This window comes from Arachnia propionica (genome assembly GCF_003932785.1).
In the GTDB taxonomy this organism is placed as follows: Bacteria; Actinomycetota; Actinomycetes; order Propionibacteriales; family Propionibacteriaceae; genus Arachnia; species Arachnia propionica_B.
Genome location: NZ_RQYT01000002.1, coordinates 43,891 through 70,318, shown reverse-complemented (window position 1 = coordinate 70,318; position 26,428 = coordinate 43,891). Strand labels below are relative to the sequence as shown.

Genomic DNA, 26,428 nt, shown 5'->3' with positions numbered 1-26,428 from the left:
TTTATGGAAAGCGCTCTGACCCCCAGGGAGATCCAGACCCGCATCCGCAGTGGAGCCACCCTCGCAGAGGTTGCTGCGGAGGCGGGGGTGGAGGAGTCCCGTATCGAAGGTTTCGCGAGGCCTGTGATCGCGGAGCGCGAGCACATCGCCCTCACAGCGCTGTCCTGTGCCGTTCGCCGCCGTGGCGACGGTGCCGGGCACCGTCGTCTGAAGGAACTCCTGGCCGCCCGACTCCAGGCTCGCAGCGTCGACGCGGATGACATCGAATGGGACGCATGGCGTGAACCCGATCTCCGCTGGCGTGTCGTCGGACGCCTGGCGGCCCTCGACCGCAGCGCCGAGTTCCTGTTCGACACGCGCGGGCGGTTCTCTGTCGCCGACAACGCCGACGCCCGGTGGATGATCGGCGAGGAACTGCCCGGCCCCGCCGATCCCGACAACGAGAACACCGTCGATTTCGACGACGAGTTCGCGCTGGTTCGGGCCACGTCGCAGCCCTCACCGCCCCCCGCCGTCCCCGGCGACGACGTTCCCCCCGATGACTTCGAGGAGGGCCCTGCCACCTCCGAGCTCGACGACCTGTACGACATGCTCAGCGGCGTCAGCGAGGATTCGGTGCGGATCTACGTGGGTCTCGACGACGAGGCTCAGGAGACCGACGCCGAGGAGACGACCCAGACCGCGCGGGAGCCAGAACCAGAGCCCGCCCCCGAGCCCGAACCGGTCGAGGAGAGCGCCCCCGCCCGCCGAGCGGCGCCACCGGTGCAGGAATCGCTCATCGAGGGCGAGAAACCCGCCGAACCCCCTGCCAGGAAGCGGTCACGGCGGGTCAGCGTCCCCAGCTGGGACGAGATCATGTTCGGGGGCCCCCGCTGAGCGGTTGCGCGAAGGGCAAGGGGTCCGCCCCCAACGTCGCCTTGGCTCGCATGGCGGTCACCCCGCGACGATGGTGGGCGCGGCAGAGCACCTCGTAACGGATCTCCCCCTGCACGGTGTCCCCCACGACCACCTGCGATCCCTCCGTCACCATCACGCCGTCCACGGTTCGCGCGTTGTGGGTGCCCCTGGCGCCACACCAGCACAACGGTCCGAGCGGCAGGGTCTCCACCCGATCGGCGAGTTCCACGAGACGCTGTGATCCGGGGAACAGCCTGGTGCGGAAGTCAGCGAGGATCCCGAAGGCGTAGACGTCCATCTGGAGTTCGTCGACGATCCTCGCGAGCTGCTCGATCTGGGAGCCGACGTAGAACTGCGCCTCGTCACACACGAGGTAGTCGATACGTTGCCCCGCGATCAGTTCCGCGATGACGTAGCGCCAGAAGTCGAAGTCCTCGTTGACCTCGAGCGCCGCCTCGGACAGCCCGAGCCGTGAGGAGATCCTCGGCTGGCCCGAACGGTCGTTGCGGGTGAAGATCCGTCCCTGCCGGCCGTGCGTCGACTGGGTGTGGTGCAGCTGCAGCGCCAATGTGGACTTCCCGCAGTCCATCGGTCCCGTGTGGAACACGAGTTCAGGCACGTCGTTCTCCCCTCAGGCGGTCATAGATCGCCGTGTACTGCTCCGCGGTGTGCCGCGGGGTGATTCTCTCCTGCAGCCCCGCCGTGGCGGCACGCATGCGTTGCAGGCGGTTCCGGTCCGCCAGCTGGACGAGCCCCCTGGCCACCGATTCCACGTCGGGCTCGGTCAGGATCGCCGTGTCGGGGGACGTGGCCACCGTGAGCCGGTCGTCACAGTAGAGGACGGGCAACCCGGCGGCGACCGCCTCGGAGAGCACCAGCGCCTGCGAATCGAACCGGTGGCTGGTCAGTGCGAGGGCGTCGGCGTTGACGAGTTCGAAGGCGATGGCCTCGTGGGAGCGCAGGTGTCCGCGGAAGTCGATGTTGTCCGCCCCGGCCGCCAGCCCCTTGAGGAGGTTGCGCTGATCCCCGTCGCCGACGAGGACGAGTTCGGAGTTCGGGATGGCGGCACGCCGAAACGCCCTGACGAGCACGTCGAGACGTTTCTCCTTCGCGAGGCGCCCGATGGACAAGAACCGGATCCGGGTGTCAGTCCGCTCCCGTCGGGCGTGCCCGATGGCCTCAAGCATCGCCCGCCCCACCCCGGTGGGAACCACGAAACCGGGAACCTCGTGCGCGGCCGCCTGTTGAACGAGGTTCAACATGAAGGGGCTCGGAACGCTCCAGGCGTCGACCTTGCCCGCGATGTCCGCGAAGGATGCCCAGTCCATGCGTGCCGCGAGCCCACCCGGTTCGTCCCGAGGGGGGACCAGCCGCGACCGGGGCGACTTCCTGCCCGCCGCTCGGGTCAGCATCGGATTGATGAGGACCTGGTAGAGCCAGGTCCCGAAGATCGCTGCCCTGACCGTCTGGTGGGTGCCGGCGACGTTCGCGTGGAAGGTGTGCACGTGGGGGATGCCCTGGACCCGGGCCAATCGGGCCCCCAGGATGAGTGCGCCCCGCTCGGTCTGGCTGTGGATGATGTCGAACCTGGCGCACCGGGAGATCAGATCCGCCCTGCGCTCGGTGCTGTGCAGGATGCTGAGATGAGCGGGCAGCCCCTCGATGTAGATGGTCGGGCACTCGATGATCCGGCAGTGTCGTGGCTTCTCCAGGTGCCGGTCGGGGGCGATGAGGCTGACCTCGTGCCCCATGTCGGTCAGTTCCTGGATCTGCGTCTCGACGGAACGCCCGATCCCCCCCGAGGAGGGATAGAAGTCGTCGATGAGGATGGCAACCCTCATCGACGGGGTCCGATCGTGAACAGTGGGACGTACATCTCCGCCGACGTCAGGGAACCGTGCTGTCCGACGAGGCCGAACTCCTTCGGGCGAGCCGTCGTGTTGACGGCCCAGTCCTCCCTCATGGCGACGAGGACGTCCCCGATCCTCGGACGCACCCGATCCCGGACCTTCCCGAACCACCCGGCGTCGATCGCATCATCACGAAGCCAGACCTCCGCGCGCTCCCCGAGTTCGTCACGCCATCGGGCGGCGAGGTCCTGGGGCTCGTCCGTGTACAGCTGCCGCAGTCGGGGCTCCCCTCCCACCAGGCGGGCCCCGGCCAGTGCGGGATGGTCCTCGATGACGATCTGCCGGTGTTTCGGGACATTGATCATTCCGTGGTCGCCGGTGATGAGCAGCGCGGTGTCACTGGGCAGCGCCTCGCTGACGGCCTGAACGAGGTCCTCGACGACCCCCAGCCGGTCGAGCCACTGCCAGCTGCCGACCCCGTGCGCGTGCCCGTCATGATCGAGGAGACGCTCGTAGACGTACACGACACGCGAGTGCTCGAGTTCCCCGAGGATCAGGGAGATGAGGGTCTCCGCGTCGGATTCCTTGTCCACCCCTCGGAAGGTCGTTCCCGCGAAGCCGGTCTGCTGCAGGCCGCTGGTCTCGAAGCGTGCCAGGCTGACGCAGCTGGAGCCGATGCCCTCGGCCCGGAGCTGCTCGTACACCGTGGGGGCGCACCTGAACCCCGCCACATCCTCCGGCCCGCCCTCCCACGTCAAGGCGTTGAGGACCTCGTCGCGGTCGGGGTCGCGGAAGCTGTAACCGACGACGCCGTGACCACCCGGCGCCATGCCACAGCCGAGGCTGGTCAGCGACGTGGCCGTCGTCGACGGTACGGCGCAGGTGAGCCGGGTGGCCTGCGCCAGCCGGGGGGCCAGGAACGTGCTGTCCGCCCGGTGGGTCGACAGCGCCTCCCAGCCGAGTCCGTCCACCATGAACACGACGTGGCGACGCGCCTGCGGGATCGGGATGAGGGACGCCTCGCCCCGGAGCGAAGCGACGACGGCGGGCAGGACGCCACTCAGGCAGGGACCGTCGTAGCTGGGCAGGACGAACCCGGTCATCCGATGTTCTCCTGGAGCAACGCCCCGAACGCCATGAGGCGCTCCACACTCTGCCAGCCGTCCCCGGTGGGTGACATGCGCACGGTGAGATCGTTGGGCACCGACATCCCGGTCCAGCCGTGGTCGGCGCTGCACTGGGGGTCCTCGCAGCTGGCGGGACCGATGTCGAGACGCGAAGCCGCCCCCCAGGCGATCGTCAGCCAGGCCTCCACCAGTTGGGACCCCGGCCGCGGCCATCGTTCCGGCTGGGCCACCGACCGGGTCACCACGGCGGAGTGGATCGCCCGCAACGCCACGACCTCCGCACTCGTGATGGCCCGGTTGGGGTCACCGGCGTCCTGCTCGTCGGTGTGGGAGATGAGCAACTGCTTCGGTGTGAGCACCAGAACGGTGAGGTGTCGCTGGAGATCCCCCGTCGCGAAACTGGCCTCGTGGTGGACGAGATATCCCAGCATCTGCTGGTCACCGAGGGCACCGGCGACGGTGCTCCACACGAGTTCGGGGAAGAACCGGCACTCCTCGACCTCGCCCTTGAGCGCGGCGGCGAGGGGGGTCTCGGGGGACTGCGAAATCACCCGGCCATTCTTCCACTATTTTGTCTGCCATGAAGTCCCGGCCCTTCTTCGCCGCCCGTCTCGAGGATCGCTTCAACCGGTTCCTCGAGAGAATCCTCGTCCGCATGGGGTGGCACGAGTCGATCACCGCGTACACGGGTTTCGGGACCCCTCGTCAGCTGCGCATCCTGGCTCGGATGTCCCTCAAGCCCCCACAGCGGCTCGGCATCGTCCAGGCCGCGACCGAACTCATGCACCGGCGTGGCTGGCGCAACTTCATCTCGGCCACGAGGGTCAAGAGCCCTGCGGAGATCGTCATCGGGGATCTCTCCTTCCCCGTCGTCTCGGACCGGGGTGGCTACATCGATGTACGCATCCGGGACCACGGTCTCCCCGTCGGCTGGCACGAGGTGGAGATCCGCGGCGGTGACGGCTCCTCCACGATCGCGCCGGTGCAGATCATCGACGAGACCGAGAGCTTCGGCATCGTCTCGGACATCGACGACACGATCCTCTCCACCTGGCTGCCCCGCCCCCTCGTCGCCGCCTGGAACTCCTTCATCCTCACCGAGGGCGCGAGACAGGCGGTCCCCGGCATGGCTCGCCTGTACCAGCAGCTCCTGGCCGACCACCCCGGGGCTCCCCTCATCTTCGTGTCCACCGGGGCCTGGAACACGTATCCGATGGTGACCCGCTTCCTGAAACGACACGGCTTCCCCCCCGGCGCGTTGCTGTTGACCGACTGGGGGCCGACCAACACCGGCTGGTTCCGCAGCGGCGCACAGCACAAGCGCACCTGTCTGCGGGAGTTGGCACGTGACCTGCCGAACATCCGTTGGTTGCTCGTGGGCGACGACGGCCAGCACGACCCTGACCTCTACGCGGAGTTCGCGACCCTCCAGCCCGAACACGTCCGGGCGCGGGCGATCAGGGAACTCACCCCGGGTGAGCACGCCCTCGCGCACGGCATCCTGCCGAGCGGGGGCAACACCTGGGAGTGGACGCCGGACCTCGCCCCGGAGGTTCGTGCACCCGACGGGGATGGTCTCGCGGATAAACTGCGCGACATCGTTGACTGAACCGGGAGCGTGACGGCGGCATGAGAGGCATTGAGGAGTTCGAGGAGCACATCCTCGACGTGGACGTGACCGAGGAGATGGAGGCGAGTTTCCTCGAGTACGCGTACTCCGTCATCTACTCGCGGGCACTGCCGGACGCGCGGGACGGTCTGAAGCCCGTGCAGCGGCGCATCCTGTTCTCGATGGACGACATGGGCGTGGACCCGACCAAACCGCACGTCAAGTGCGCTCGGGTCGTCGGTCAGGTGATGGGTGTCCTCCACCCCCACGGCGATGGCGCCATCTACGACGCGCTGGTGCGCATGGCGCAGCCGTGGGCGATGCGGCTGCCGTTGATCGACGGTCACGGCAACTTCGGCTCCCCCGATGCCGGTCCGGCCGCCATGCGTTACACCGAGTGCCGGATGGCCCATCCCGCCGTGGCGATGACGGCCAGCCTGGACGAGGACGTCGTCGACTACCGCCCCAACTACGACGGCAAGGACTCCGAACCGGAGGTGCTGCCGGCAGCCCTCCCCAACCTCATGGTCAACGGCGCCACCGGCATCGCGGTGGGCATGGCCACCAACATCGCCCCCCACAACCTCGTGGAGGTGGTGGCTGCACTCAAGGCCCTGCTCGCCGACCGGGAGATCGGCCTGGATGCCCTCATGAGGCACCTGCCGGGTCCTGACTTCCCGGGTGGCGGCCGTATCATCGGACTGGATGGCATCCGCGAGGCGTACGAAACCGGCCGCGGGTCCTTCAAGGTCCGGGCCACGGCCAGGATCGAACAGGTCAGCCCCCGCCGCCGTGGCATCGTGGTGACGGAACTGCCGTACATGATCGGCCCCGAGAAGATCATCGAGCAGATCAAGAAGGGGGTCGACGCGAAGAAGCTCACCGGCATCGCCGATGTGAAGGACCTCACCGACCTGGCCAACGGCATGCGGCTCGTCATCGAGGTGAAGAACGGGATCAACCCCGAGGCCCTGCTGGAGCAGCTCTACCGCACGACCAAGCTCGAGGACACCTTCGCCATCAACGCCGTCGCCCTGGTGGAGGGACAGCCCAGGACCCTCCCCCTCAAGGAGATGCTCGAGGTCTACCTCGACCACCGCATCCAGGTGACGATTCGACGCACCGAGCACCGGCTCGGGAAGGCAGAGGATCGACTCCACCTCGTCCGCGGCCTCCTCGTGGCGATCGCCGACATCGACGACGTCATCGCGATCGTCCGCACCAGCGAGGACGCCGCGGAGGCGAGGGCCCGCCTCATGTCGGCCTTCGATCTCGACGAGGTCCAGGCCAACTACATCCTCGACATGCAGCTGCGCCGCCTGACGAAGTACTCCACGCTGGAACTCTCGGCGGAGGCCGACGAGCTGGCGACGCGGATCGCCGGCCTCCGGGAGATCCTCGAGGACCCGGCCGTGCTCAACCGTCTCGTGGCCACCGAACTCGATGAGGTGGCGTCCCGGTTCGGTGACGCCCGACGCACCGTGCTCCTCGCCAGCGACGGCGTCGCCGGGGCCGCCGGCCCGCTGGAGGTCCCGGATGATCCGTGCTGGGTCCTGTTGTCCAGCACCTCGCGGGCGGCCCGCACCGATTCCTCCGCGCCCATCCCCACCACAGGCCCACGCGCCAAGCACGACGTCATCGTCGCCGCCATCCCGGCCTCGGCCCACGCTGAGTTCGGGGTGATCACCAACACGGGTCGCCTCGTGCGGGCCCGAGCCATCGAGCTCCCCACGGTTCCACTCACCGCCACCGCACCCAATCTCAAGGGGGGTACGAAGGTGGCCGAGTTGTGGCCGCTGGAGCCCGGCGAGCGTGTCGTCGGCCTGACCTCCCTCGACCCGGAGGGACCGGGGCTGGCGCTGGGGACCCGCCGCGGGGTGGTGAAGCGGGTCAACCCGGAGGTGATCGGCAAGGATTCCTGGGACGTCATCCGGCTGGAGGAGGGGGACGAGGTCGTCGGCGCGGTCGAACTGCGTTCCCCCGGCCTTGCGTTCGTCACCTCGGATGCCCAGCTCCTCCACTACCCGGCGGACGTGGTGCGTCCCCAGGGTCGGTCCGGGGGCGGCGTGGCGGGAATCAAACTGAGCCCTGGCGCCGAGGTCGTCTTCTTCGGGGGCGTCGACCCCGACCGCGACGTCGTGGTCACGGTGGCGGGAGCATCCGAGGACCTGTTCGGGCCCTCCTCGGGCGGGGTGAAGGTCACCCCGCTCACCGAGTACCCCACCAAGGGCCGTGCCACGGGCGGCGTGCGCTGCCAGCGCTTCCTCAAAGGTGAAGGCCTTCTCAGGGCCGCCTGCATCGGTGGCTCGGTGACCGCCGCCGACGGCCGGGGTGCTCCCGTGGAGCTTCCCGCGGTCAATCCGCGACGGGACGGGTCCGGGGAACCCGTCGACGGGACGATCGAGGGGCTCGGGGCACGCCCGGTTCCCGACGTGGCAGGGTAGAGCCATGAGCTTCTCCGATCTCCTCGACGCCAACCGGGAGTACGCCTCCCACTTCCACCCTCCGGGGATGACAGGGGTGGCCCAGGCCGGTATCGCGATCGTGACGTGCATGGACTCGCGGATCGAACCGCTCTCCATCGTCGGGTTGAGGTGCGGGGACGCCAAGATACTGCGCTCCCCGGGGGGACGCGTGGCTCCCTGGACGATGACCGGTCTCGCCCTCGCGGTGCAACTGCTCGAGGTCAACCGCATCATGATCATCCCCCACACCCGTTGCGCCATGACCGGAACGGACGAGGAACTGCACCGTAGGATCCAGGAGCACAGTGGCCTGGACGCGTCATGGCTGGAGCTCGGCGCGAGCCGGGACCAGCTGCCGCGGCTGCGTCACGACGTGAAGGCAGTCCTCGCCCATCCCCTCATCGTGGGCCGGGCCAAGGTCGGCGGCTTCCTCTACGACGTCGACACCGGACTGCTGCGTCAGGTGGTGTGAGATCAGGTGTCGATCCGGTCCGCCTCGAGGGCGTAGGCTCCCTGGACGATGAACTCCTTGCGGGGAGCCACATCGTTGCCCATGAGCATCTCGAACACGGCCTCGGCCCGCTCCGCGTCGTCGACACTCAGCCGCCGGAGGGTGCGCCGCCTGGGGTCCATGGTGGTCTCGGCGAGCTGCCCGGCATCCATCTCCCCCAGGCCCTTGTACCGCTGCGGCTCCTTGAACCGGACCCCACGTTTCGTCAGTTCGGCCATCTTCCGCCGGTACTCACCGTCGGTGTAGGTGTAGATGTACTTGTCCATCCCCTTCTTCGGGTTGATGAGCTCGAACCGGTGGAGCGGCGGCACCGCCGAGTAGACCCGCCCCGCCTCCACGAGTGGCCGCATGTACTTGAAGAACAGCGTGGCCAGCAGGCACCGGATGTGGGCGCCGTCGGAGTCCGCGTCGGCCATGAAGATGATCTTGCCGTACCGAGCGGCATCGACGTCGAAGGTCCGGCCCGAGCCTGCCCCCACCACCTGGATGATGGAGGCACACTCGGCGTTCTTCAGCATGTCGCCCACCGAGGCCTTCTGGACGTTGAGGATCTTGCCCCGGATCGGCAGCAGCGCCTGGAACTCGGAGTTGCGGGCGGTGTTGGCGGTGCCGAGAGCCGAGTCACCCTCGACGATGAACAGCTCGGTGGTGTCGCCGTCGCTGCTGCGACAGTCCTTGAGTTTCGGCGGCAACGACGAGGACTCCAACGCGGTCTTGCGGCGCTGGTTCTCCCGGTGGGCGCGGGCCGCGACCCGGGTGCGGGAGGCGTTGACCACCTTCTCCATGAGGGTGCGTGCGACCTGCTTGGTCGCGGCTCTGGACGAGGTGAGGAAGGCCCCGAGCTCCTGTTCGACGATCCGGGCGACGAGGCGCTGCACCGGTGGGGTGCCGAGAACCTCCTTGGTCTGGCCCTCGAACTGCGGCTCGGCGAGTCTTACGGTGACCACGGCCGTCAGGCCCTCGAGGCAGTCGTCCTTGACGATCTCGTCGCCCGTCTTCAGGAGTCGGGTTCCCTCCATCGACTTGAGGAAGGCCCGGGTGAGCCCCCGCTCGAAACCGCTGACGTGTGTCCCGCCCTTCGGCGTGGCGATGATGTTGACGAACGAACGGACGGTGGCGTCGTACCCGGTTCCCCATCTCACGGCGATGTCCACGTCCAAGGTGCGCTCCACGTCGGTCGCGGTCATGGCGCCGGCCTCGTCGAGCATCGGGACCGTCTCGACGAACTTGTCGTGTCCCTGCAGCCGGAGGACCTCCATCAACGGCGCGTCCTTGGCCAGGAAGTCGGCGAACTCGGTGATCCCTCCCTCATGGTGGAACACCTCGCGTTGCACTTGCCCAGAGCGTTCATCGTTCACCTCGATCCGCAGCCCGGGCACGAGGAAGGAGGTCTGGCGTGCCCGGTCGTGGAGCTGACCGAGTGACAACTCGGCATCGGCGAGGAAGATCTGCTTGTCAGCCCAGTAGCGGACCCTGGTTCCAGTGCGGTCCTTCGGGATCCTCCTGCCCTTGCGCAGCCCCGAGCCGGGGGTGAACGGCGCGTCCGGCCCCTCCCCGTCGAAGACCCCCGGGACCCCACGCCGGAAACTCATGGCCCATGTCGCCCCCTCGCGGTCCACCTCCACGTCCACGCGGGAACTGAGCGCGTTGACCACCGAGGCCCCGACACCGTGGAGCCCACCCGTGGCGTTGTACGACGAGTTGCCGAACTTCCCGCCCGCGTGGAGGCGCGTGTAGACCACCTCAACGCCGCTGAGCCCGGTCCTGGGTTCCTTGTCCACGGGGATGCCACGGGCGTGGTCGACCACCTCCACCGAGCCGTCGGCGTGGAGGGTGACCGTGATCCGGTCCCCGAAGCCGGACAGCGCCTCGTCGACGGCGTTGTCGATGATCTCCCACAGACAGTGCATGAGGCCGCGGGTGTCGGTGGAACCGATGTACATGGCGGGACGCTTGCGCACCGCCTCGAGGCCTTCGAGCACGAGGAGGTTCTTCGCCCCGTAGTCGCGAGGATTGTGGGCACTGGACTTCTGTGGCACCGGCACAGGCTACTCCTGTCGGGTCGGGAACATTGAACGGACGCGCTACGTTTGGATGAGAGGAATGTTGACACCGCACGAGATTGAGAGGGCGAGCATGACCAGCATCAGCACGAACCCGGCCCAGCCCACCCTGACCGCCCAGGACCGCTGTGACCGCTGCGGGGCCCAGGCGTACCTTCGTGTCACCCTCCTGTCCGGTGGGGAGTTGTTCTTCTGCGCCCACCATGCCAAGCAGCACAGGGACAAGCTCGCCCAGGTGGCCGAGGCCATCCACGACGAGACCGCCCGGCTCACCTCCTGAGCCGGGCCACGGCGGCCTCGATCAACGCACCGCCGGCCAGGACGAACTCCGTTCGATTCGCCAGCACGTGGTGGAAGGCCGTCGCGACACGCTCGACCGCCAGGCCCGACGCCTCAGCCCAGGCCCGCTGGTAAATCGCCAACTGCAGCGGATCGGCGGCGGAGTTGCCGATCTTCCAGTCGATGATGAGCGCGTCATGGTCATCATCGATCGGTGGGAAGACCGCGTCGATCCGTCCGCGGAGCACGAGACCGTCGCAGTCGAGGAGGAAGGGAACCTCCACCCCCACTGGCTGCATCGTGGCGAAACGACTTCGCTCGAAGGCCTCCTGCAACCTTCGAAGCGCTCCATCCGGCTCGGGGCGGACGTCCAGCTCGTCGAAGCCGGGGCTGGCATGGAACCTCGACACCACCCAGTCGTGGAAACGTTCTCCGAGCATCGCCTCGGCGCGGGGTTCCCTCGGCATGCGGCGCGCCAGCCGCTGCGCGAAGGCCTGGGGATCGGAGGCCAGCTCCATCATGGCTGAGGCGGACAGGCCCTCCGGCAGCAGGACCTCCGGGGCGGCTCGACGTTGCGCCTGTTCGGCGAGGAAGGCAGCTTCCGCGTCCCAGCGGGCGAGCAGGTCCAGTTCAGCGGCGGAGGCCACGCCCGACCGCCACACCCAGGCATCGTCGTCGATGACGCTGCGGGCCTCCTCGACGAGGCGTGCGGCCTCCTGCCGGGCTGCTCGGCGCGCCGGATCGCCGCCTTCCGGCCACGACACCCGTCTCAGGGCCACCGGGACCGGGTTCTGCTCGCTCTCGGGAGCCGTGAACACGGTGTCAGCGAGGTCGGCCGCTCTCCGGAAGTAGAGGGACTCCGCTGCTGGTTTCTTCCTGCCGGGGGTCCAGGCGTGCCGACTCACCTGGAGGTGGCTGCGGGCCCGGGTCGCGGCGACGTAGGCGAGTCGATCCTCCGCCCGCAACGCCTCGGTCCTGAGTTCCATCTTGTAGGCGTCGATGCCCTGCTTGGTGTGGTCGAGGAGTTGAGGGATCCCGAGTGCGTCCTTGCGCAGCGGTGAGGGCAGGATGGCCGTGTTGGTGGTCCAGTTCCCGTCACGATCGGTGCTCGGGAAGACCCCGCCGTTGAGGGCCGGCAGGTAGACGACCTCCCATTCCAGCCCCTTGGCACGGTGCACGGTCAGGAGCTTGACGGAGTCCTCCTCGGAGGGGACCGCCCGCTCCAGGGCCTCGCCCCACCGGTCCTCGGCCTCGAGCCACGCGAGCAGTCCGCCGAGCCCGCCTGTCCCATCCAGGTCGGGGTAGCTGGCGCAGGCGGCGACGAAGCGTCCAAGCTGGCTGGCGTCGCCGGTGATGAGCATCTCGGTCTCCACCCCGAGAGTGTTGATGACGCGGGAGACGAGCTCGGTGACCGGTTCCAGCCGGTGCTCGAGCAGTCGGGTGATCTCGGCCGCGAACAGTCGCACCCGCCTCGCACCCTCCTGGCTGAGCCTCTCCCCCGGGTCGAGTGCGGCGTCCAGCAAGGAGGGCCTGAGCGCCGGGTCAGTGCGACTCACCAGGGTTTCGAGGACCTCGCGGGCTGAACCGTCCTCCTCCCGGGACTCCTCCCCCGCGAGTTCCCTGGCCCGCGCCGCGAGAAGACGCAGATCGTCGAGGCCGAGCTGCCAACGCCCGCCGGTCAGCAGGCCGGCGACCTCGGCGTTGGCCAACGGGTCAGCCAGCACCCGGAGCGTCGCGACCACCGGAGCGATCTCCGGCAGGTGAAGCAGTCCGCCGAGACCGACGATCTCGACGGGGACGTCCCGCTCCCTGAGGTGCTGCCACACCTCGGCCAGCAGGTCGTTGCGACGGCTGAGGACCGCCATGTCCCGCCACGCCATGCCGGTCCCGTGACGCGCCACGACGTCCCCGGCCAGATGGTCGAGTTCGTCGGCCTGGGTGTCGAACGCAAAGGCCGAGACGGTCCCACGGATGGCGCCCTCCGGGGCCACCAGGGAGACTCCCCCACCCACGGTTTCCCGCAGCGGAGCAGCCAACGCGTTGCCGACCGCCAGAATCCGGTCACCGCTACGACGGTTGATGGTCAGCGACCACTTGGTGGCGGGTTCACCGTCGCTGCGCGGGAACATCCTGGGGAAGTCCAGGATGTTCGAGGCGGCGGCCCCCCGCCAACCGTAGATCGCCTGGTTCGGATCCCCGACCGCGGTGACCGGGAAGCCACGCCCCCGCTGCGGGTCCGGGCCGCTGAACAGGGTGCGCAGCAGTTCCGCCTGGGCGGAGGACGTGTCCTGGTACTCGTCGAGCAACACCACCTTGAACCGTTCCCGGAGGGCCGCGCGGACGGGGGCGAAGTACCGCGCCACCTCCACGGCCGTGGCGAGCTGGTCGGCGAACTCCACCAGCCCCAGACTCGACTTGAGCCCTCGGTAGGCCGACACGAGGTCCAGCAGTTGAAGCCGATTCACCGTGGTGGCGATGGCTTCCTCGATGACCTTGTACCGCTTGCCCCGGTGGAGCGGCGCGGCCCCGAAGCGTGCCACGGTGGCGTCGGTGAACTCCCGCACCTCCTCCGGGAGAACGAGATGGGCCCCCATCGACGCATCCAACGCGAGCAACCGCTGTGGCAGCACCGACGGGTGAACCGCGTCCAGGATCGGCAAGGGCCGATCGAGCTCCTCGATGACCCGTTGCGCCAGCCGGAACCGGGATGCCCCAGCCAACATCCGGTGGCCATGTTCCCGCCCCAACCGGATGCCGTGCTCCTGGACGATGCGCCCGGCGAAGGCGTCGTAGGTCAGCACGACCTCCTGCTCCTCGCGGTCCTGCTGCTGGATGAGGCCTCCCTGCACGAGGGCCCGGGAGATCCTCGCGCCCAGCTCGGCTGCCGCCTTCCGCGTGAAGGTCAGCCCCAGCACCTCGTCAGGACGCACCTGGCCGGTTCCCACCAGCCACACGACCCTGGCAGCCATCACCGTGGTCTTGCCGGTACCCGCCCCGGCCACGATCACCTGGGGTTCCAGGGGGGAGCAGATCACGTCGAGCTGCTCCCGGCTGAAGGGGATTCCCGTGGCCCTGACGACATCCTCGGGCTCGTGGAACGGATTCACAGCAGACCTCCCGGCCTCACCGCAGGACAGGAGTCCTGGAACGAACACCATTGGCAGAAACTGGACTCCCACGCCTGGAAGTCACCCAGACGAAGAGTGGCGACCGCCTGTTCCAGCTGGTCGTGGATCCAACTCCGTCCCTCAGGGAGCACGTCCTGGTACTGCTGCATGGGCAGCACCTCGCCGTGACGCAGTTGGAGCAGGGAGGGCTCGCCGATGCGGGTCGCCTCGGGGGCCAGCCGGGCGAACGCACCGAGACGCGCCGCCAACTGGTACACCCCGAGCTGGGAGTGCTCCGCGAGCTCGGCCGACGTGGCGGGCTTGCGTGTCGTCTTGAGGTCGACCACCACGAGACGGTCCTCGTGCAGTTCCAGTCGGTCCACCGTGCCACGGAGCAGGACCGGCACCCCGCTCACCTCGAGCCCCACCTCGAAGTCCAGCTCCACCCCGAGGAGCCGACCTGGATTGTGACGATGCCAACGGTCGAACCTGATGAGGGCCTCGACGAGTCGGTCCCGCTCGAGAAGACCGCGCCACTCCCGCACGAACCGGAGCCTGGGCCACACGTCATCGAGCAGATCCAGCATCCGGGACAGGTCGAGCCCGTCCCTGGCCGCACGCTGAGCGATCATGTGGACCACGTCACCGACGGTGGCCTGGATGTTCCGGTCCTTCTCCCCTCCCCCCTTGCGGCTGAGGAACCAGTTCCTGGGGCACCGCAGGATTCCCTGCAGCGAGGAGCCGGTGATGACCACGGGATCCGACATGGACCATCCCCTCGAGGACGGGGCACGTACCCCCCACCAGCTCGACACGGCGGCGTCGCGATGCGGCGACCTGGCCAGACGGAGCGCCGCTGCCCGACGAAGCCCTGGGCTACTCGCCGGATCCTCAACGACCCGACGCAGATCAGCCACGAGGGCCTGGGGCGTGAGGAACCCGTCGGGCATCCCGTGGACCTCACGTGGCTCCACCCCGAGTTCACGACAGAAGCGGGACGGCGGGTCGGGACGCTCCTCGGAGGCGACGGCCGCCGAGACGTGCAGTTCCTCCCTGGCCCTGGCGCACGCGACGTAGAAGCTGCGCCGTTCCGCAGCGACGAGCCCCCCCGTGGAGGCGGCGTCGAGGTGGTCCGGGGCCAGACGATCGGGATCGAGCAGCCCGGGTTGCCAACGACTGCGGGGCCAGCTGCCCTCGGTGACCGCGGGGATGTAGACCCGTCGCCACACCCCGGAACGGGCCCGGTGTGCGGTCAGCACCCGAACCCCCTTGGGAAGGGCGCTGAGCTCCCGGCCCGTGTCGCCTGCGATCTCCTCCCGTTCGATCTCCTGGATGAACGTGAGGGCACCCGAGATCCCGTTGAGCTCAGCACGACGGGCCGACAGGTCGAACAGGTCGACGAGCGCATCGAGGTCCTCCTCGGCGCTGCGTTGCCCCCCGAGCGCCGCCTGCCGGAGACGTTCGGGCCACGGGGTTCCCGCCCACAACGACCACAGGGCACCAGCCACGGGCGCCCCGTCAGCGAGCTCGCCACCGACCCGGTCCAGCAGCCTGATGAGCCGGGCTGCGGCATCGGCGTCGGCGTCCTCCAGTCGATCGAGGATGATGGGGTCCCCGGCGGCCCGTCTGAGCGCCTCCCAGGAGTTCTCGCCCGCCTGCATCACGGCGCGTCTCAACCGGCGCAACTGCACCGCGGTCAACCCGCCCAGCGGGCCCAGCAGCAGCGGGGCGAGATCCGCCGCCATCTCCTCAGGGGCGGCGGCGAAGGCCAGTGCGCCGAGGAGCGAACGCACCGCCGCCTGGACGCCGAGGGCACGGTCCTCACCGTCGACGTCCACGGGGATGCCCCGGGCGCTCAGTTCCCGGGCCAACACCTCGAGCTCGGAGCCACCCCGACGGGTGACCACCGCGAGCTCCCGCCACTGACATCCCTCCTGGACGGCCTGCCGGAGGAGGGCGGCCACGTGGGCCTGTTCGGCGGCGGGATCGTCGTAGTGGGTGACGGTCACGCGCCCCACCGGCCCGGGGGCGGCAGTGGGAGGTTGGGCCGCCTCGGGCAGGGCCAGGGCACGCCTCAGGCCGTTCAACCCCCGCGTCACCGCCTCCTGGTTGCGGTACCCCGTCGAGAGATCGAACCGCTCAGCACCCGGGAGCTGGAGCAGGTGGGAGACGGCCGCTGCCGAGGCCCCCCGGTAGGCACCGAGGCGTTGCTGGGGATCTGCGGTGACCAGCACGGGTGACCCGATCCTGGCCAGGTCCCCCACGAGTCGGAAACTGACCTCGTCGAGTTCTTGACCGTCGTCCACGAGAACCGCGTCGAAACGGGCCCGGACGGCCTCGGCAACGCTGTCCTCGGTGAGGAGGATGCGGGTCCGGTGCACGAGTTCCGCGTAGTCCAGCGCGCCGTCGAAGTCGCCGACGGTGAGGTGCAGCTCGAAGAAACGCCCGACCGCGCGGTACAGCTCCTCCTCGCCCGCGATCTCCTCGACCCTGTCGGGGTCGAGCCCCAGCTGCCGTGCCCGGGCGAGAACCTCCCGGAGCTGCCGGGCGAAGGTCCTCGTGGTGGCGGCCTCGCGCACCTCCAGGGGCCAGAAATCCGTGGGCAGCCCCTCGAGCAGATCCCGCAGTCGTTGCTCCTGGTCCGGTGCGCGCAGGAGACGCAGGTCCTGCTCGGGGTCGCCGAGGTCCCGCATGAGGGCCAGCGCGAATCCGTGCACGGTCGTCACACGGGCACCGACCTCCGCCCCACCGCGCAACCGCAGGATGTCCCGTCGCAGGGACTGGGCGGCGGATCGGGAGGAGGCCAGGACCACGAGACGCTCCAGCGAGCTACCTGTACGAATACGTTCCACGACGGCGGAGGCGATCACCGTCGACTTGCCGGTGCCCGGCCCGCCGAGCACCACCCGCACCCCGTCACGCGGCGTCGCCGCGACCCGCTGCGCGTCATCCAGTTGGATGACCCCGGAGGGCTCAGGCGCCACCAAACGCCACAGATTCGCCGAAGTCATGTGTCCATCGAAGCACGACGTACCCACAAAGTGTGCAACAGTGTCCCTCAGGTTCGTCGCGCCGTGCGACGGACAGCGAGAGCAGGAGAACACAAATGGCTCAGGGAACCGTCAAGTGGTTCAACGCGGAGAAGGGCTTCGGCTTCATCGCTGTCGACGGTGCCCCCGGCGAGGACGTCTTCGTGCACTACAAGTCCATTGACACCACCGGGTTCCGAACCCTCGATGAGAACCAGCGGGTGGAGTTCGAGATCGTGCAGGGCCCCAAGGGCAAGCAGGCGGACCGCGTCCGCCCCCTGTGACGTGTCTGCAACCGAGGGTGACGCCTCACCGCAGGCCCGGTTCCACTACGCGGCAGCCCCTGCCCCGTGGCTGGCCGGCTGCAGTGACAAGGGACGACGTCACCCGACCAACCAGGACGCGCTGAGCCTCGCCGCCCGCAAGGGCCCCGTGAGGCAGGCCGTGATGGCCGTCTCCGACGGGGTGAGCACCGCGCACGGGTCGGAACGGGCCTCCTTGGTCGCGGCGGACGCCGCGTGTTCGGTCCTGACCGAGGCGGTCTCGGGTCCGGGCCCGGACTCCAAGGCGTTCCATGCCGCGTTCACCGCGGCGCACGAGGCCGTCCTCGACGCCGCCCCCGACCATGAGGCGTCGGCCTGCACCCTCGTCGCGGCGACGGTTCACGGCAGCAACCTCCTCGTCGGCAGCATCGGTGACTCGCGGGCCTACTGGTTCGGAGACGACGGTGCCACGTGGCAGTTGACCCAGGATGATTCCATGGCACAGGCCCGGATGATGCTCGGCATGGCCCGTGAGGAGGCGGAGGCCTCCGTGCAGGCCCACTCCATCACCCGATGGCTGGGCCGCAACGCGTCCGATGTGGCGCCCGCCCTGGTCGAGTTGAGCCCCCCTTCCGCAGGTTGGCTGCTGCTGTGCTCCGACGGGCTGTGGAACTACGCCAGTGCTCCCGAGGCGCTCCGCGAGGTCTTCGAGGAGAAGGCCACGACCACCGAATCCCTCGTGGACCTGGCCGAGTCCCTCGTCACCTGGGCCAACGATCTCGGCGGCCGTGACAACATCACCGTCGCCATTCTTCGCCACGAGGTGTGACACCTCGACGTCCACGGTTCACGCTCCCCCAACAGCGTGGCCACTACGGCTATGGTTGGGGGCATGGACGTTCGCATCGGCATCAGCGACATCAACCGTGAGCTTCAACTGCGCACCAAGGAGACGGCGGATGAGGTGCTCGGCAGTCTCCGGAAGGCCCTCACGGACGGATCGCTCTTCGAGATGACCGACGAGAAGGGCCGGAGGATTCTCGTCCCGGCGGCGAAGGTGGCCTACCTCGACCTCGGCCCCGCGGACACCCGCCCGGTGGGTTTCGGCACCCTGTGAGCCGCTGAGGGCGTCGGCGCGCTAGACTCGTCCGGGGGCTGGACGGCCCCCACGGCCGCCCGCGACTCGGGTGACCGCCTGACAGTGAGGTGTGGAGCCCTGAGCGAGACGACGACATCCCCCGAGACCTTTGCCGACCTCGGTATCCGAGAGGAGATCACGGCGGCACTGGCCGAAGCCGGGATCGTCCACCCCTTCCCGATCCAGGCCTTGGCGATCCCCTTGGCCCTGAGCGGCACGGACCTCATCGGACAGGCACGCACGGGAACCGGTAAGACCTTGGCCTTCGGAACCTCCCTCCTCCACCGGCTCCAGACCATCGCTGAGGAGGCCGACGAGCCGGTCAACCACGGCAGGCCCAGGGCCCTGGTGATCACCCCCACCCGCGAACTCGCGCTCCAGGTGGCGAGGGACCTGGATCTCGCCGGCTCCCGTCTGGGAATGCGCGTCCTCACCATCTACGGCGGCACCAGCTACGACGAACAGCTCAGCCAGCTGGAGAAGGGGATCGATGTCGCGGTCGGTACCCCCGGTCGGCTGCTCGATCTCGCCAATCGTCGATCCCTGGATCTCTCGCGCATCGAGATCCTCGTCCTCGACGAGGCCGACGAGATGCTGGACCTCGGATTCCTCCCGGACATCGAGAAGCTCCTCGCGAAAACCCCTGCGTCCCGTCAGACGCTCCTGTTCTCGGCCACCATGCCCGCCCCCATTCTTGCGCTGGCCCGCGCCACCCTGAACCGCCCGGTCAACATCCGGGCCGAGGGCGCGGATGCGTCGGCCACGGTCCCTGACATCACACAGTTCGTCTACCAGGCGCACGATCTCGACAAGCCCGAGGTGGTCGCCCGGATCATCCAGGCGCGCGACGTCGGCAAGGTGATGGTCTTCTGCCGGACGAAGCGCGCCGCGCAGCGGTTGGCCGATGAGCTCCTGGACCGGGGCTTCCCCGCCGCCGCCATCCACGGTGATCTCAACCAGGTGTCGCGGGAACGTGCTCTGAAGAAGTTCCGTGCCGGCACGGTGTCCACCCTCGTCGCCACCGATGTCGCGGCCAGGGGGATCGACATCACCGGGGTCAGTCACGTCATCAACTACGAGTGTCCCGACACGGACGCCACGTATGTCCACCGCATCGGTCGCACCGGCCGGGCCGGGAACACCGGCGTCTCCGTGACCTTGGTCGACTGGGCGGACGTGACCCGCTGGAAGGTCATCAACAAGGCCCTTGACCTCGACTTCGACTCCCCGGAGGAGACCTACTCCTCGTCGCCCCACCTGTTCACGGATCTCGACATCCCGGAGGGCACGAAGGGTCGGCTGCCTCGTTCGGCCCGTCCGGCGCGGGAGGACCGGGCACGGAAGGAGACCACGGCGGACGGAAGCACGCGGCGTCGCCGCAGGCGTCGCAGCACCGAGACCCAGGGGGATCAGGCCCCCACCCCGAGGGCGGAGGATGGGGCGCCACGACGTCGACGGAGGCGTCGACGGGCCGGGGTCGACGTCACGAAGGACTGACCCAACGCCTGGCGTCGGCGAACCGTCGTCCCCGGCTCGATCTCCGACAGGGTGAGCCGGGGACGCCGATCCTGAGCGCTCGTCGTCGACGGCCCGGGGGTCCCCCCCCAGGGGCGCGGTGAGGCGAGGGTCAGTAATCCATCCGCATCGCCTGGCGAACCTCGGCCAGGGTCGCCTCCGCAACCTCGTTGGCGCGGTCGTTGCCCTCCTTGAGCACCTGCCACAGGTGGTCGGGAGCAGCGATGAGTTCCGCACGACGCGCGCGATGCGGGGCGAGATGATCGTTGACGGCCGCCGTGACCAGTTTCTTCAGGCCGCCGCCCCCGCCGTCGCCGATCTCGGCGGCGATGTCGACGGGCTCGCGATCCAGACACATGGCCGCGATGTTGACGAGGTTGCTCACCTCCGGCCGGTGCTGCGGATCGTAGGTGATGTTGCGGTCCGAGTCGGTGACCGCCCGCTTGATGAGCTTCGCGGTCTCGTCCGCGGTCATGCCCAGTTCGATCGTGTTGCCCCTCGACTTGCTCATCTTGTGGCCGTCGAGACCGAGGACGGTACCGCTGCGGCTCAGCAGCGCATCGGCCTGGGGGAAGATGGGCCGGGCGGGATCGACACGGCCGTAGCGCTCGTCGAACCGGCGGGCGATGACCCGGGTCTGCTCGATGTGCGGCAGCTGGTCCTTGCCCACCGGCACGAGGTTCGCCTTGCAGAACAGGATGTCCGCCGCCTGGTGCACAGGGAAGGTCAGCATGAGTCCCGACATGGGACGGTTGGAGGTGGCCAACTCGTCCTTGACGGTTGGGTTGCGTCGCAGTTCGGCATCGGTCACCAAGGCGAGGAACGGCAGCATCAGCTGGTTGAGCGCGGTGATGGCCGAGTGCGTGAAGATGACGGTGCGCTGCGGGTCGATGCCGGCGGCCAGATAGTCGGCCACCATGTTGAGCACGTTGTCCTTGAGCTCACCCACGCCGTCACGGTCGTAGATGACCTGGTAGTCGGCCACGATGAGATAGGTCTCGATACCCAGCTGCTGGAGCCGGACCCGGTTCATGAGGGAGCCGAAGTAATGGCCGATGTGGAGCCGACCGGTGGGACGATCCCCCGTGAGCAACCGGAACCGCGATGGGTCCTTCGCGATCTGGGCCTCGAGTTCCCGGCTGCGTTCCTCCGATCGGGCGAGGGTCCTGTCCGGGTCGTGGAACTCCGTTTCCATGCCGGCCACCCTATCGTCCTCCCCGAGGGGGCGCCAGCGGGGGCGACGCCGAGAGGATGCTCGTGGTGACCGCGGGGTCAGGCCGTACCGCCCCTGGCCCGGATCCTCGCCACGAGTTCCAGGTAGGCGCTCTTGCGCGTCGTGAAGCAGCCGAGCTCACGATCGGGGCGTTTGGCACCGTGGTAGTCGCTCGACCCGGTGCGGATGAGCCCGAGGCGCGCTCCGAGCTCGAACAGCAGCAGCCGCGTGTCCCTGTCGTGGTCCCGGTGGTCCGTCTCGATGCCGTCGAGACCGTGTTCGCGGGTCAGCCGCTCGATGACGGGCGCGGTCAGGACCTCCCGGCCACCCCTCCCCCACGGGTGCGCCAGCACGGCGACTCCCTTCGCCTCGTGGACGAGGTCGATCGCCCGGCCGAGTTCGATGGAGTATCGGGGCACGTAGGCCGGCTTGTCCTGCGCGAGGTAGCGGTCGAAGGCCTCCTGGCGATCCTTGACGATGCCCTTGGCCACCATCGCGTCCGCGACGTGTGGGCGACCGATCGACGGCGCCCCCTGCGCCACCGACATCACCTCCTCCAGGGTTACCTCCACGCCCTGCTCCCGCAGCCGGGAACACATCTCCGGCAGTCGTTGAGTGCGCCCCACCCTGACCTTGGCCAATTCCTCGTTCAGGGCGCGGTTCCAGACGTCGCAGCCGTAGCCCAGCAGATGGATCACCTGGCCGCCCAGGGAGCAGGACAGTTCGATGCCGGTGAGGACCTTGACCCCGATGCGCTTGCCCGCCTCGAGGGCCTCCGCCACCCCGTCGAAGGTGTCGTGGTCGGTCAGCGCGATGACGTCGAGGCCCGCCTGGAAGGCCTTCATCACCAACATCGTCGGCGTGTCGGTGCCATCCGTGACACGGGAGTGCGTGTGCAGGTCGATCCTCATACTCACATGCTAATCAAGGAAGACACCATCAGTAGGAATGGTGCAATATTGTCCGCCATGAAGCTCAATTACAGCCACGAGTACCACGGCAGCACGGACGACGTCGTCGCCCTCTTCCGCAAGCCGGAGTTCATCGAGGACGTCGCCAAGCACGCCGGCGCCCTCGAGCACACCGTCACCGTCGAGGGTGACACCACCCATCTTCGCCTGACCCTGCCGGCACCGAGCGCCATCGCGCCCTTCGTCGGCAAGGGCATCAAGATCGCCCAGTCCTTCGCCTGGGGAGACCCCGATGAGGCAGGGACCCGTCGGGGCACGGTCACGGTGGACGTGGCCGGCGTGCCCGTCGCCGTCGAGGCCCAGGGACTGTTGTCCCCCAACGGCGAGAACGCCTCCACCGCCCAGTACGAGGGTGACCTCGAGGTCAAGATCCCCCTCGTCGGCAAGAAGGTCGAGAGCCAGGTGGAGCCCATGATCAAGAGCGCCTTCGCCGGCATCGAGCGTCGCGTCAACGCCTGGCTCACGAAGTCCTGAACGAGGTTCACCTCACATCCCTCGGCGGTACTCCTCCACGTCGTTCCACATCAGATCGGCCTCCGAGAGGAGTTCCTGAACCTCCTCGAATCCCCACGCGGTGTCGATGTCGAGCCCATGACAGGCCGCTGCGGCAGCTGACGGGTCAACGCGATCATCCTCGCTGAACCAGCAGGTGATCGCCCCCACCGGAACCGAGGAGACGACACAGGCCCCGTTGTCGAGATCCCGGCCCTGGGACACCAGGGCCGGGTCCACCTCCGCGACGAGCACCAGGCGCCTTCCGTACCGTGCGAGCGCCGCCACCGAGGCCAGCACCAGCGCGGCGTACTCCGCGTCCTCCCCCTGCTCCGGGGAGTAGCCGAGGGCCTCCAACAACTGTGGGGTGACCCGGTGAGCCTCCCGATTTGTCAGGACGACCGAACCGTCCATGGCCCCCAACTCCGATTCATCAATGGGGATGAACACCAATACTCCAGTCACACCCCAACCTTAGAGGGTGCACGGATAGGGGGATCGTGACGAGGATCGTCACGGTGGCCTCATGGCAAGGCGGACGACGAAGAGCGCACTGGATCGTGCGTTCGAGGAGGACAACACAGCCAGGGGGCCACCGGGGCGGCCGCAGTAGATGCGCCTATCCGCGCACCCTCTTAGAGGGTGCACGGATGGGGATCGTGACGTCGGAGGGGCTCCTTGGTGTTGGCGGCCAAAGCCCGGGTGTTGTCAATGGGAGGGTTGGTGTTGTCACGTGGGGTCGTAAGGGTTCCGATGCGGGTGTTGTGGACGTAGCGTGACGCCATGTTGCACGACGTCTCCCCCGTCCACGGCGCCCGTCTCGTCGCCACGGCCATCCGTGAGGCCCTCATCGGGTCACGCGCCCTGCACCAGATCCGTCCCTGGCTGAGCCCACGGGCGTTCGAGCAGTTGGCCCACTACACGGACACCCTCCTGCTGCGGCCCGGCCTCCTGGGAGGCCTACGGATCCAGTGCCCCCGCCCCGGCGCGGCTGAGGCGGTGGGCACGGTCCTGGCCGGATCGCACTGGCTGGCCCTGTGCCTGCGCCTGGAGCTGGGGGAACGCTGGACCTGCTCGGAACTCCGTCTCCTGGGCGTCAGCGACGCTTCTTGGCGGCCTTTCTGCGGGCCGCTCGGTTCCCGCCGCCCTGGCCGCTCCGCTTCGGCGTCGTGGAGCCGGGACGCGTGGTCGCCGCCTCTCCGGACTCGTCCGGCGCGGAATAGGTGAGGTTCTCCTGTTTCTTGCCCTCCAGCCCCTTCGCCAACGGTGCCGGACGGGAGGACTTCAGCTTCTCGACCTTCCCCGTGATGTCCTCGGCCTTGCCCTCGGCGTCCGTGACCACCCCGACCTCGAGCGGCTCCGGCTTCGTGACGGGCACGTTGAAGAGCATCTGGATGGCCTGCTCGAAGGAGGCCTCGCGCATGGCGACGAACATGTCGCCTCCCTCTCGCTGGTACTCCACCAGCGGGTCGCGCTGGGCCATGGCCCGCAGCCCGATGCCCTCTCGGAGGTAGTCCATCTCGTAGAGGTGTTCACGCCAGTTCCGGTCCACGACGGACAGCAGGACCTGACGTTCCAGTTCGCGCATGGTCTCCTCGCCGAGGGACTCCTCGCGGGCTTCGTAGGCCTCGGCCACGTCCTCGACGAACATCTCCACGAGCTCATCCTGCGACGGGAGTTCCTCCTCGAGATCGGCCTTGTCCACCTTCACGGGGTAGACCGTCCTCAGCTCGTTGAACAGCATGTCGAGGTCCCAGTCCTCGGGCACCCCGACCGTGTGCTGGCGCACGACCGCCGCCACGACCTCTCCGGCGCGATCCCGCAGCTGCTCGGAGATGTCCTCCCCGTCCAGGACGCGGCGCCGATCGCGGTAGATCACGTGACGCTGCCGGTTCATGACGTCGTCGTAGCGGAGCACGTTCTTGCGCATCTCGAAGTTCTGCGACTCGACCTGCTTCTGTGCCGACTCGATGGCGTTGCTCACGAGCTTGGACTCGATCGGGACGTCGTCGGGAACCTTCATGAGCAACAGCGAACGTTCCAGGTGGTCCGGGGTGAACAGTCGCATCAGGTCATCCCGCAGCGACAGGTAGAACCGCGACTCGCCCGGATCGCCCTGACGGCCGGAGCGCCCACGCAGCTGGTTGTCGATCCGTCGGGACTCGTGGCGCTCGGATCCGATCACGTACAGGCCCCCGGCCTCGACGACCTCATCGTGTTCGGCCTGCACCTGCTCCTCGAGCGCCTTGAGGGTGTCCGGCCACTGGGCCTCGTACTCCTCAGGATTCTCGACGGGGTCGAGCCCCTGCTTGCGGAGCTGCAGGTCGGCGAGGAACTCAGGGTTCCCGCCGAGCATGATGTCGGTGCCTCGACCGGCCATGTTGGTGGAGACGGTCACCGCGCCCTTGCGACCCGCCTGGGCCACGACCGCGGCCTCACGGGCGTGCTGCTTGGCATTCAGCACCTCGTGCGGGATGCCTGCCTTCTTGAGCATGCCCGAGATGGTCTCCGACTTCGCCACGGATGCCGTGCCGATGAGGATGGGCTGCCCCTTCTCGTGTCGTTCCACGACGTCCTGGACGATCGCCTCGTACTTCGCCTCCGCGGTCCGGTAGATCTTGTCCCGCTGATCCGTCCGGATCATCGGCTTGTTGGTGGGGATCGGGATGACCCCCAGACCGTAGATCTTCTGGAACTCGGACTCCTCCGTCTTCGCGGTACCCGTCATACCCGCGAGCTTGTCGTACATGCGGAAGAAGTTCTGGAGGGTCACGGTCGCGAGGGTCTGGTACTCGTCCTTGATCTGGACGCCCTCCTTCGCCTCAAGGGCCTGGTGCAGCCCCTCGTTGTAACGACGGCCGGCGAGACTGCGTCCCGTGTGCTCGTCCACGATGAGGATCTCCCCGTCGAGAACGACGTAATCCTTGTCCCGCTTGAACAGCTCCTTCGCCTTGATGGCGTTGTTGAGGTAGCTGATGAGGGGCGTGTTGGCCGATTCGTAGAGATTGTCGATCCCCAGCCGGTCCTCGACGAGCTCGATCCCGGAGGCGGCGATGGCGATGGTGCGCTTCTTCTCGTCGACCTCGTAGTCGGTGTCCCGGGCCATCTGGCGGGCCAGCCTCGCGAAGACGGGATACCACTCGTGGTTGTCCTGGGACGGGCCCGAGATGATGAGCGGAGTTCGGGCCTCGTCGATGAGGATGGAGTCCACCTCGTCGACGATCGCGTAGTGATGTCCCCGCTGGACCAGATCGTCCGGGCTGAGAGCCATGTTGTCCCGGAGGTAGTCGAACCCGAACTCGTTGTTCGTGCCGTAGGTGATGTCGGCGGCGTAGGCGACGCGGCGTTCGGCCGGCGTCATGGAGGCGAGGATCACCCCGACCTCGAGCCCGAGGAAGTGATGGATGCGTCCCATCTGCTCCGACTGGTACTTGGCAAGGTAGTCGTTGGTGGTGACGATGTGGACGCCCTTGCCGTCAAGCGCGTTGAGGTAGGAGGGCAGCGTACCGACCAGGGTCTTGCCCTCACCGGTCTTCATCTCGGCGATGTTGCCCCAGTGCAGGGCGGCCCCGCCCATGATCTGCACGTCGAAATGACGCTTGCCGAGCACACGCACCGACGCCTCACGCACCGTCGCGAAGGCCTCCGGCATCAGCTTGTCGAGGGATTCACCATCGGCGACCCGGGCGCGGAACTCGTCCGTCTGCTGCCTCAGTTCGGCATCCGTCATCGCCTGGAAGTCGTCCTCGATCAGGTTGACCTGATCCGCCACCTTCTTCAGCTTCTTGAGCTGTGCTCCTGAGCCGAGCCCGCTCAAAAAATCCATAAAACCCACGGCAATGTTCCTTCAGGAAGACGAGTGTGGCCAACGGCGCACCGGGCACAATCCTAGCCAGCCT

General features: G+C 68.2%; 21 protein-coding genes and 1 pseudogene. 11 read left to right on the top strand and 11 right to left on the bottom strand.

Annotated features, from left to right (window positions below):
- The first annotated feature begins 3 nt into the window (after nt 1–3).
- On the top strand, nt 4–876 hold the full coding sequence (sepH, locus tag EII35_RS01595; protein ID WP_125226716.1) for a septation protein SepH: 873 nt from the start codon (nt 4–6) through the stop codon (nt 874–876).
- On the opposite strand, the gene EII35_RS01590 is transcribed toward sepH, so the two are convergent.
- Genes EII35_RS01590 through EII35_RS01575 form a run of 4 tightly spaced genes read right to left on the bottom strand, consistent with a single transcriptional unit; the run spans nt 854 to nt 4,425 of the window.
- Nucleotides 854–1,516, bottom strand: a complete 663-nt coding sequence (locus EII35_RS01590; RefSeq protein WP_125226715.1) for a thymidine kinase — start codon at nt 1,514–1,516, stop codon at nt 854–856. The genes sepH and EII35_RS01590 overlap by 23 nt on opposite strands.
- Nucleotides 1,509–2,738 (bottom strand): glycosyltransferase, encoded by a 1,230-nt coding sequence (locus tag EII35_RS01585; RefSeq protein ID WP_125226714.1) that lies wholly within the window; start codon nt 2,736–2,738, stop codon nt 1,509–1,511. The genes EII35_RS01590 and EII35_RS01585 overlap by 8 nt, the downstream gene beginning before the upstream one ends.
- The gene (locus tag EII35_RS01580; RefSeq protein WP_125226713.1) at nt 2,735–3,850 is read right to left on the bottom strand and encodes an alkaline phosphatase family protein; all 1,116 of its coding nucleotides are present in this window, start codon (nt 3,848–3,850) and stop codon (nt 2,735–2,737) included. Before EII35_RS01580 ends, EII35_RS01585 begins: the two co-directional genes overlap by 4 nt.
- Entirely contained in the window at nt 3,847–4,425 is a 579-nt protein-coding gene (locus EII35_RS01575) for a DUF5998 family protein (protein ID WP_221739649.1), read from the bottom strand. The genes EII35_RS01580 and EII35_RS01575 overlap by 4 nt, the downstream gene beginning before the upstream one ends.
- Nucleotides 4,426–4,454: 29 nt before the next feature.
- On the opposite strand from EII35_RS01575, the gene EII35_RS01570 reads away from it, so the two are divergent.
- The 3 genes from EII35_RS01570 to EII35_RS01560 are packed head-to-tail and all read left to right on the top strand — an operon-like array spanning nt 4,455 to nt 8,420.
- Nucleotides 4,455–5,483: an App1 family protein gene (locus EII35_RS01570; RefSeq protein ID WP_125226712.1), complete on the top strand. Its 1,029-nt coding sequence runs from the start codon at nt 4,455–4,457 to the stop codon at nt 5,481–5,483.
- A 20-nt stretch (nt 5,484–5,503) separates the two neighbouring features.
- On the top strand, nt 5,504–7,927 hold the full coding sequence (locus EII35_RS01565; protein ID WP_125226711.1) for a DNA gyrase/topoisomerase IV subunit A: 2,424 nt from the start codon (nt 5,504–5,506) through the stop codon (nt 7,925–7,927).
- Between the two features lie 4 nt (nt 7,928–7,931).
- The gene (locus EII35_RS01560) at nt 7,932–8,420 is read left to right on the top strand and encodes a beta-class carbonic anhydrase (protein ID WP_125226710.1); all 489 of its coding nucleotides are present in this window, start codon (nt 7,932–7,934) and stop codon (nt 8,418–8,420) included.
- A gap of 2 nt (nt 8,421–8,422) precedes the next feature.
- On the opposite strand, the gene EII35_RS01555 is transcribed toward EII35_RS01560, so the two are convergent.
- Nucleotides 8,423–10,498, bottom strand: a complete 2,076-nt coding sequence (locus EII35_RS01555) for a DNA gyrase/topoisomerase IV subunit B (protein WP_125226709.1) — start codon at nt 10,496–10,498, stop codon at nt 8,423–8,425.
- Between the two features lie 97 nt (nt 10,499–10,595).
- Here EII35_RS01555 and EII35_RS01550 point away from each other — a divergent pair, with 97 nt between their 5' ends.
- Nucleotides 10,596–10,802: a DUF7455 domain-containing protein gene (locus EII35_RS01550; RefSeq protein ID WP_125226708.1), complete on the top strand. Its 207-nt coding sequence runs from the start codon at nt 10,596–10,598 to the stop codon at nt 10,800–10,802.
- On the opposite strand, the gene EII35_RS01545 is transcribed toward EII35_RS01550, so the two are convergent.
- Together EII35_RS01545 and EII35_RS01540 are read right to left on the bottom strand one after the other, a co-directional pair.
- Nucleotides 10,792–13,908 (bottom strand): ATP-dependent DNA helicase, encoded by a 3,117-nt coding sequence (locus tag EII35_RS01545; protein WP_185744105.1) that lies wholly within the window; start codon nt 13,906–13,908, stop codon nt 10,792–10,794. The genes EII35_RS01550 and EII35_RS01545 overlap by 11 nt on opposite strands.
- A complete protein-coding gene (locus EII35_RS01540; RefSeq protein WP_125226706.1) occupies nt 13,905–16,919 on the bottom strand; it encodes an ATP-dependent DNA helicase in 3,015 nt (1,004 codons plus the stop codon). Before EII35_RS01540 ends, EII35_RS01545 begins: the two co-directional genes overlap by 4 nt.
- Nucleotides 16,920–17,014: 95 nt before the next feature.
- On the opposite strand from EII35_RS01540, the gene EII35_RS01535 reads away from it, so the two are divergent.
- From EII35_RS01535 to EII35_RS01520, 4 genes are all read left to right on the top strand, one after another.
- A complete protein-coding gene (locus tag EII35_RS01535) occupies nt 17,015–17,221 on the top strand; it encodes a cold-shock protein (protein WP_125226705.1) in 207 nt (68 codons plus the stop codon).
- Nucleotide 17,222: 1 nt separating this feature from the next.
- Nucleotides 17,223–18,029, top strand: a complete 807-nt coding sequence (locus tag EII35_RS01530; protein WP_185744104.1) for a PP2C family protein-serine/threonine phosphatase — start codon at nt 17,223–17,225, stop codon at nt 18,027–18,029.
- 63 nt (nt 18,030–18,092) lie between these two features.
- Complete coding sequence (locus tag EII35_RS01525) at nt 18,093–18,317, top strand: DUF3107 domain-containing protein (RefSeq protein ID WP_125226703.1); 225 nt, start codon at nt 18,093–18,095, stop codon at nt 18,315–18,317.
- An 84-nt stretch (nt 18,318–18,401) separates the two neighbouring features.
- Nucleotides 18,402–19,835 (top strand): DEAD/DEAH box helicase, encoded by a 1,434-nt coding sequence (locus tag EII35_RS01520; RefSeq protein ID WP_395858209.1) that lies wholly within the window; start codon nt 18,402–18,404, stop codon nt 19,833–19,835.
- A 130-nt stretch (nt 19,836–19,965) separates the two neighbouring features.
- Here EII35_RS01520 and trpS read toward each other — a convergent pair whose 3' ends face one another.
- Both trpS and EII35_RS01510 read right to left on the bottom strand, forming a co-directional pair.
- A complete protein-coding gene (gene trpS, locus EII35_RS01515; protein ID WP_125226701.1) occupies nt 19,966–21,048 on the bottom strand; it encodes a tryptophan--tRNA ligase in 1,083 nt (360 codons plus the stop codon).
- Nucleotides 21,049–21,125: 77 nt separating this feature from the next.
- Nucleotides 21,126–21,977 (bottom strand): PHP domain-containing protein, encoded by an 852-nt coding sequence (locus tag EII35_RS01510; RefSeq protein ID WP_125226700.1) that lies wholly within the window; start codon nt 21,975–21,977, stop codon nt 21,126–21,128.
- A gap of 57 nt (nt 21,978–22,034) precedes the next feature.
- Here EII35_RS01510 and EII35_RS01505 point away from each other — a divergent pair, with 57 nt between their 5' ends.
- Complete coding sequence (locus EII35_RS01505; protein ID WP_185744103.1) at nt 22,035–22,511, top strand: DUF2505 domain-containing protein; 477 nt, start codon at nt 22,035–22,037, stop codon at nt 22,509–22,511.
- 12 nt (nt 22,512–22,523) lie between these two features.
- On the opposite strand, the gene EII35_RS01500 is transcribed toward EII35_RS01505, so the two are convergent.
- Nucleotides 22,524–22,994 carry a DUF6912 family protein gene (locus EII35_RS01500; RefSeq protein ID WP_125226698.1) on the bottom strand — a complete coding sequence of 157 codons (471 nt, stop codon included), beginning with the start codon at nt 22,992–22,994 and terminating at the stop codon, nt 22,524–22,526.
- 318 nt (nt 22,995–23,312) lie between these two features.
- Between EII35_RS01500 and EII35_RS16665 the strand changes: the two are divergent.
- Nucleotides 23,313–23,606 (top strand): annotated as a pseudogene (locus EII35_RS16665) (Rv3235 family protein); the annotation flags it as partial.
- 19 nt (nt 23,607–23,625) lie between these two features.
- On the opposite strand, the gene secA reads toward EII35_RS16665, so the two are convergent.
- On the bottom strand, nt 23,626–26,364 hold the full coding sequence (gene secA, locus EII35_RS01495) for a preprotein translocase subunit SecA (protein ID WP_464115348.1): 2,739 nt from the start codon (nt 26,362–26,364) through the stop codon (nt 23,626–23,628).
- Nucleotides 26,365–26,428 lie beyond the last annotated feature (64 nt).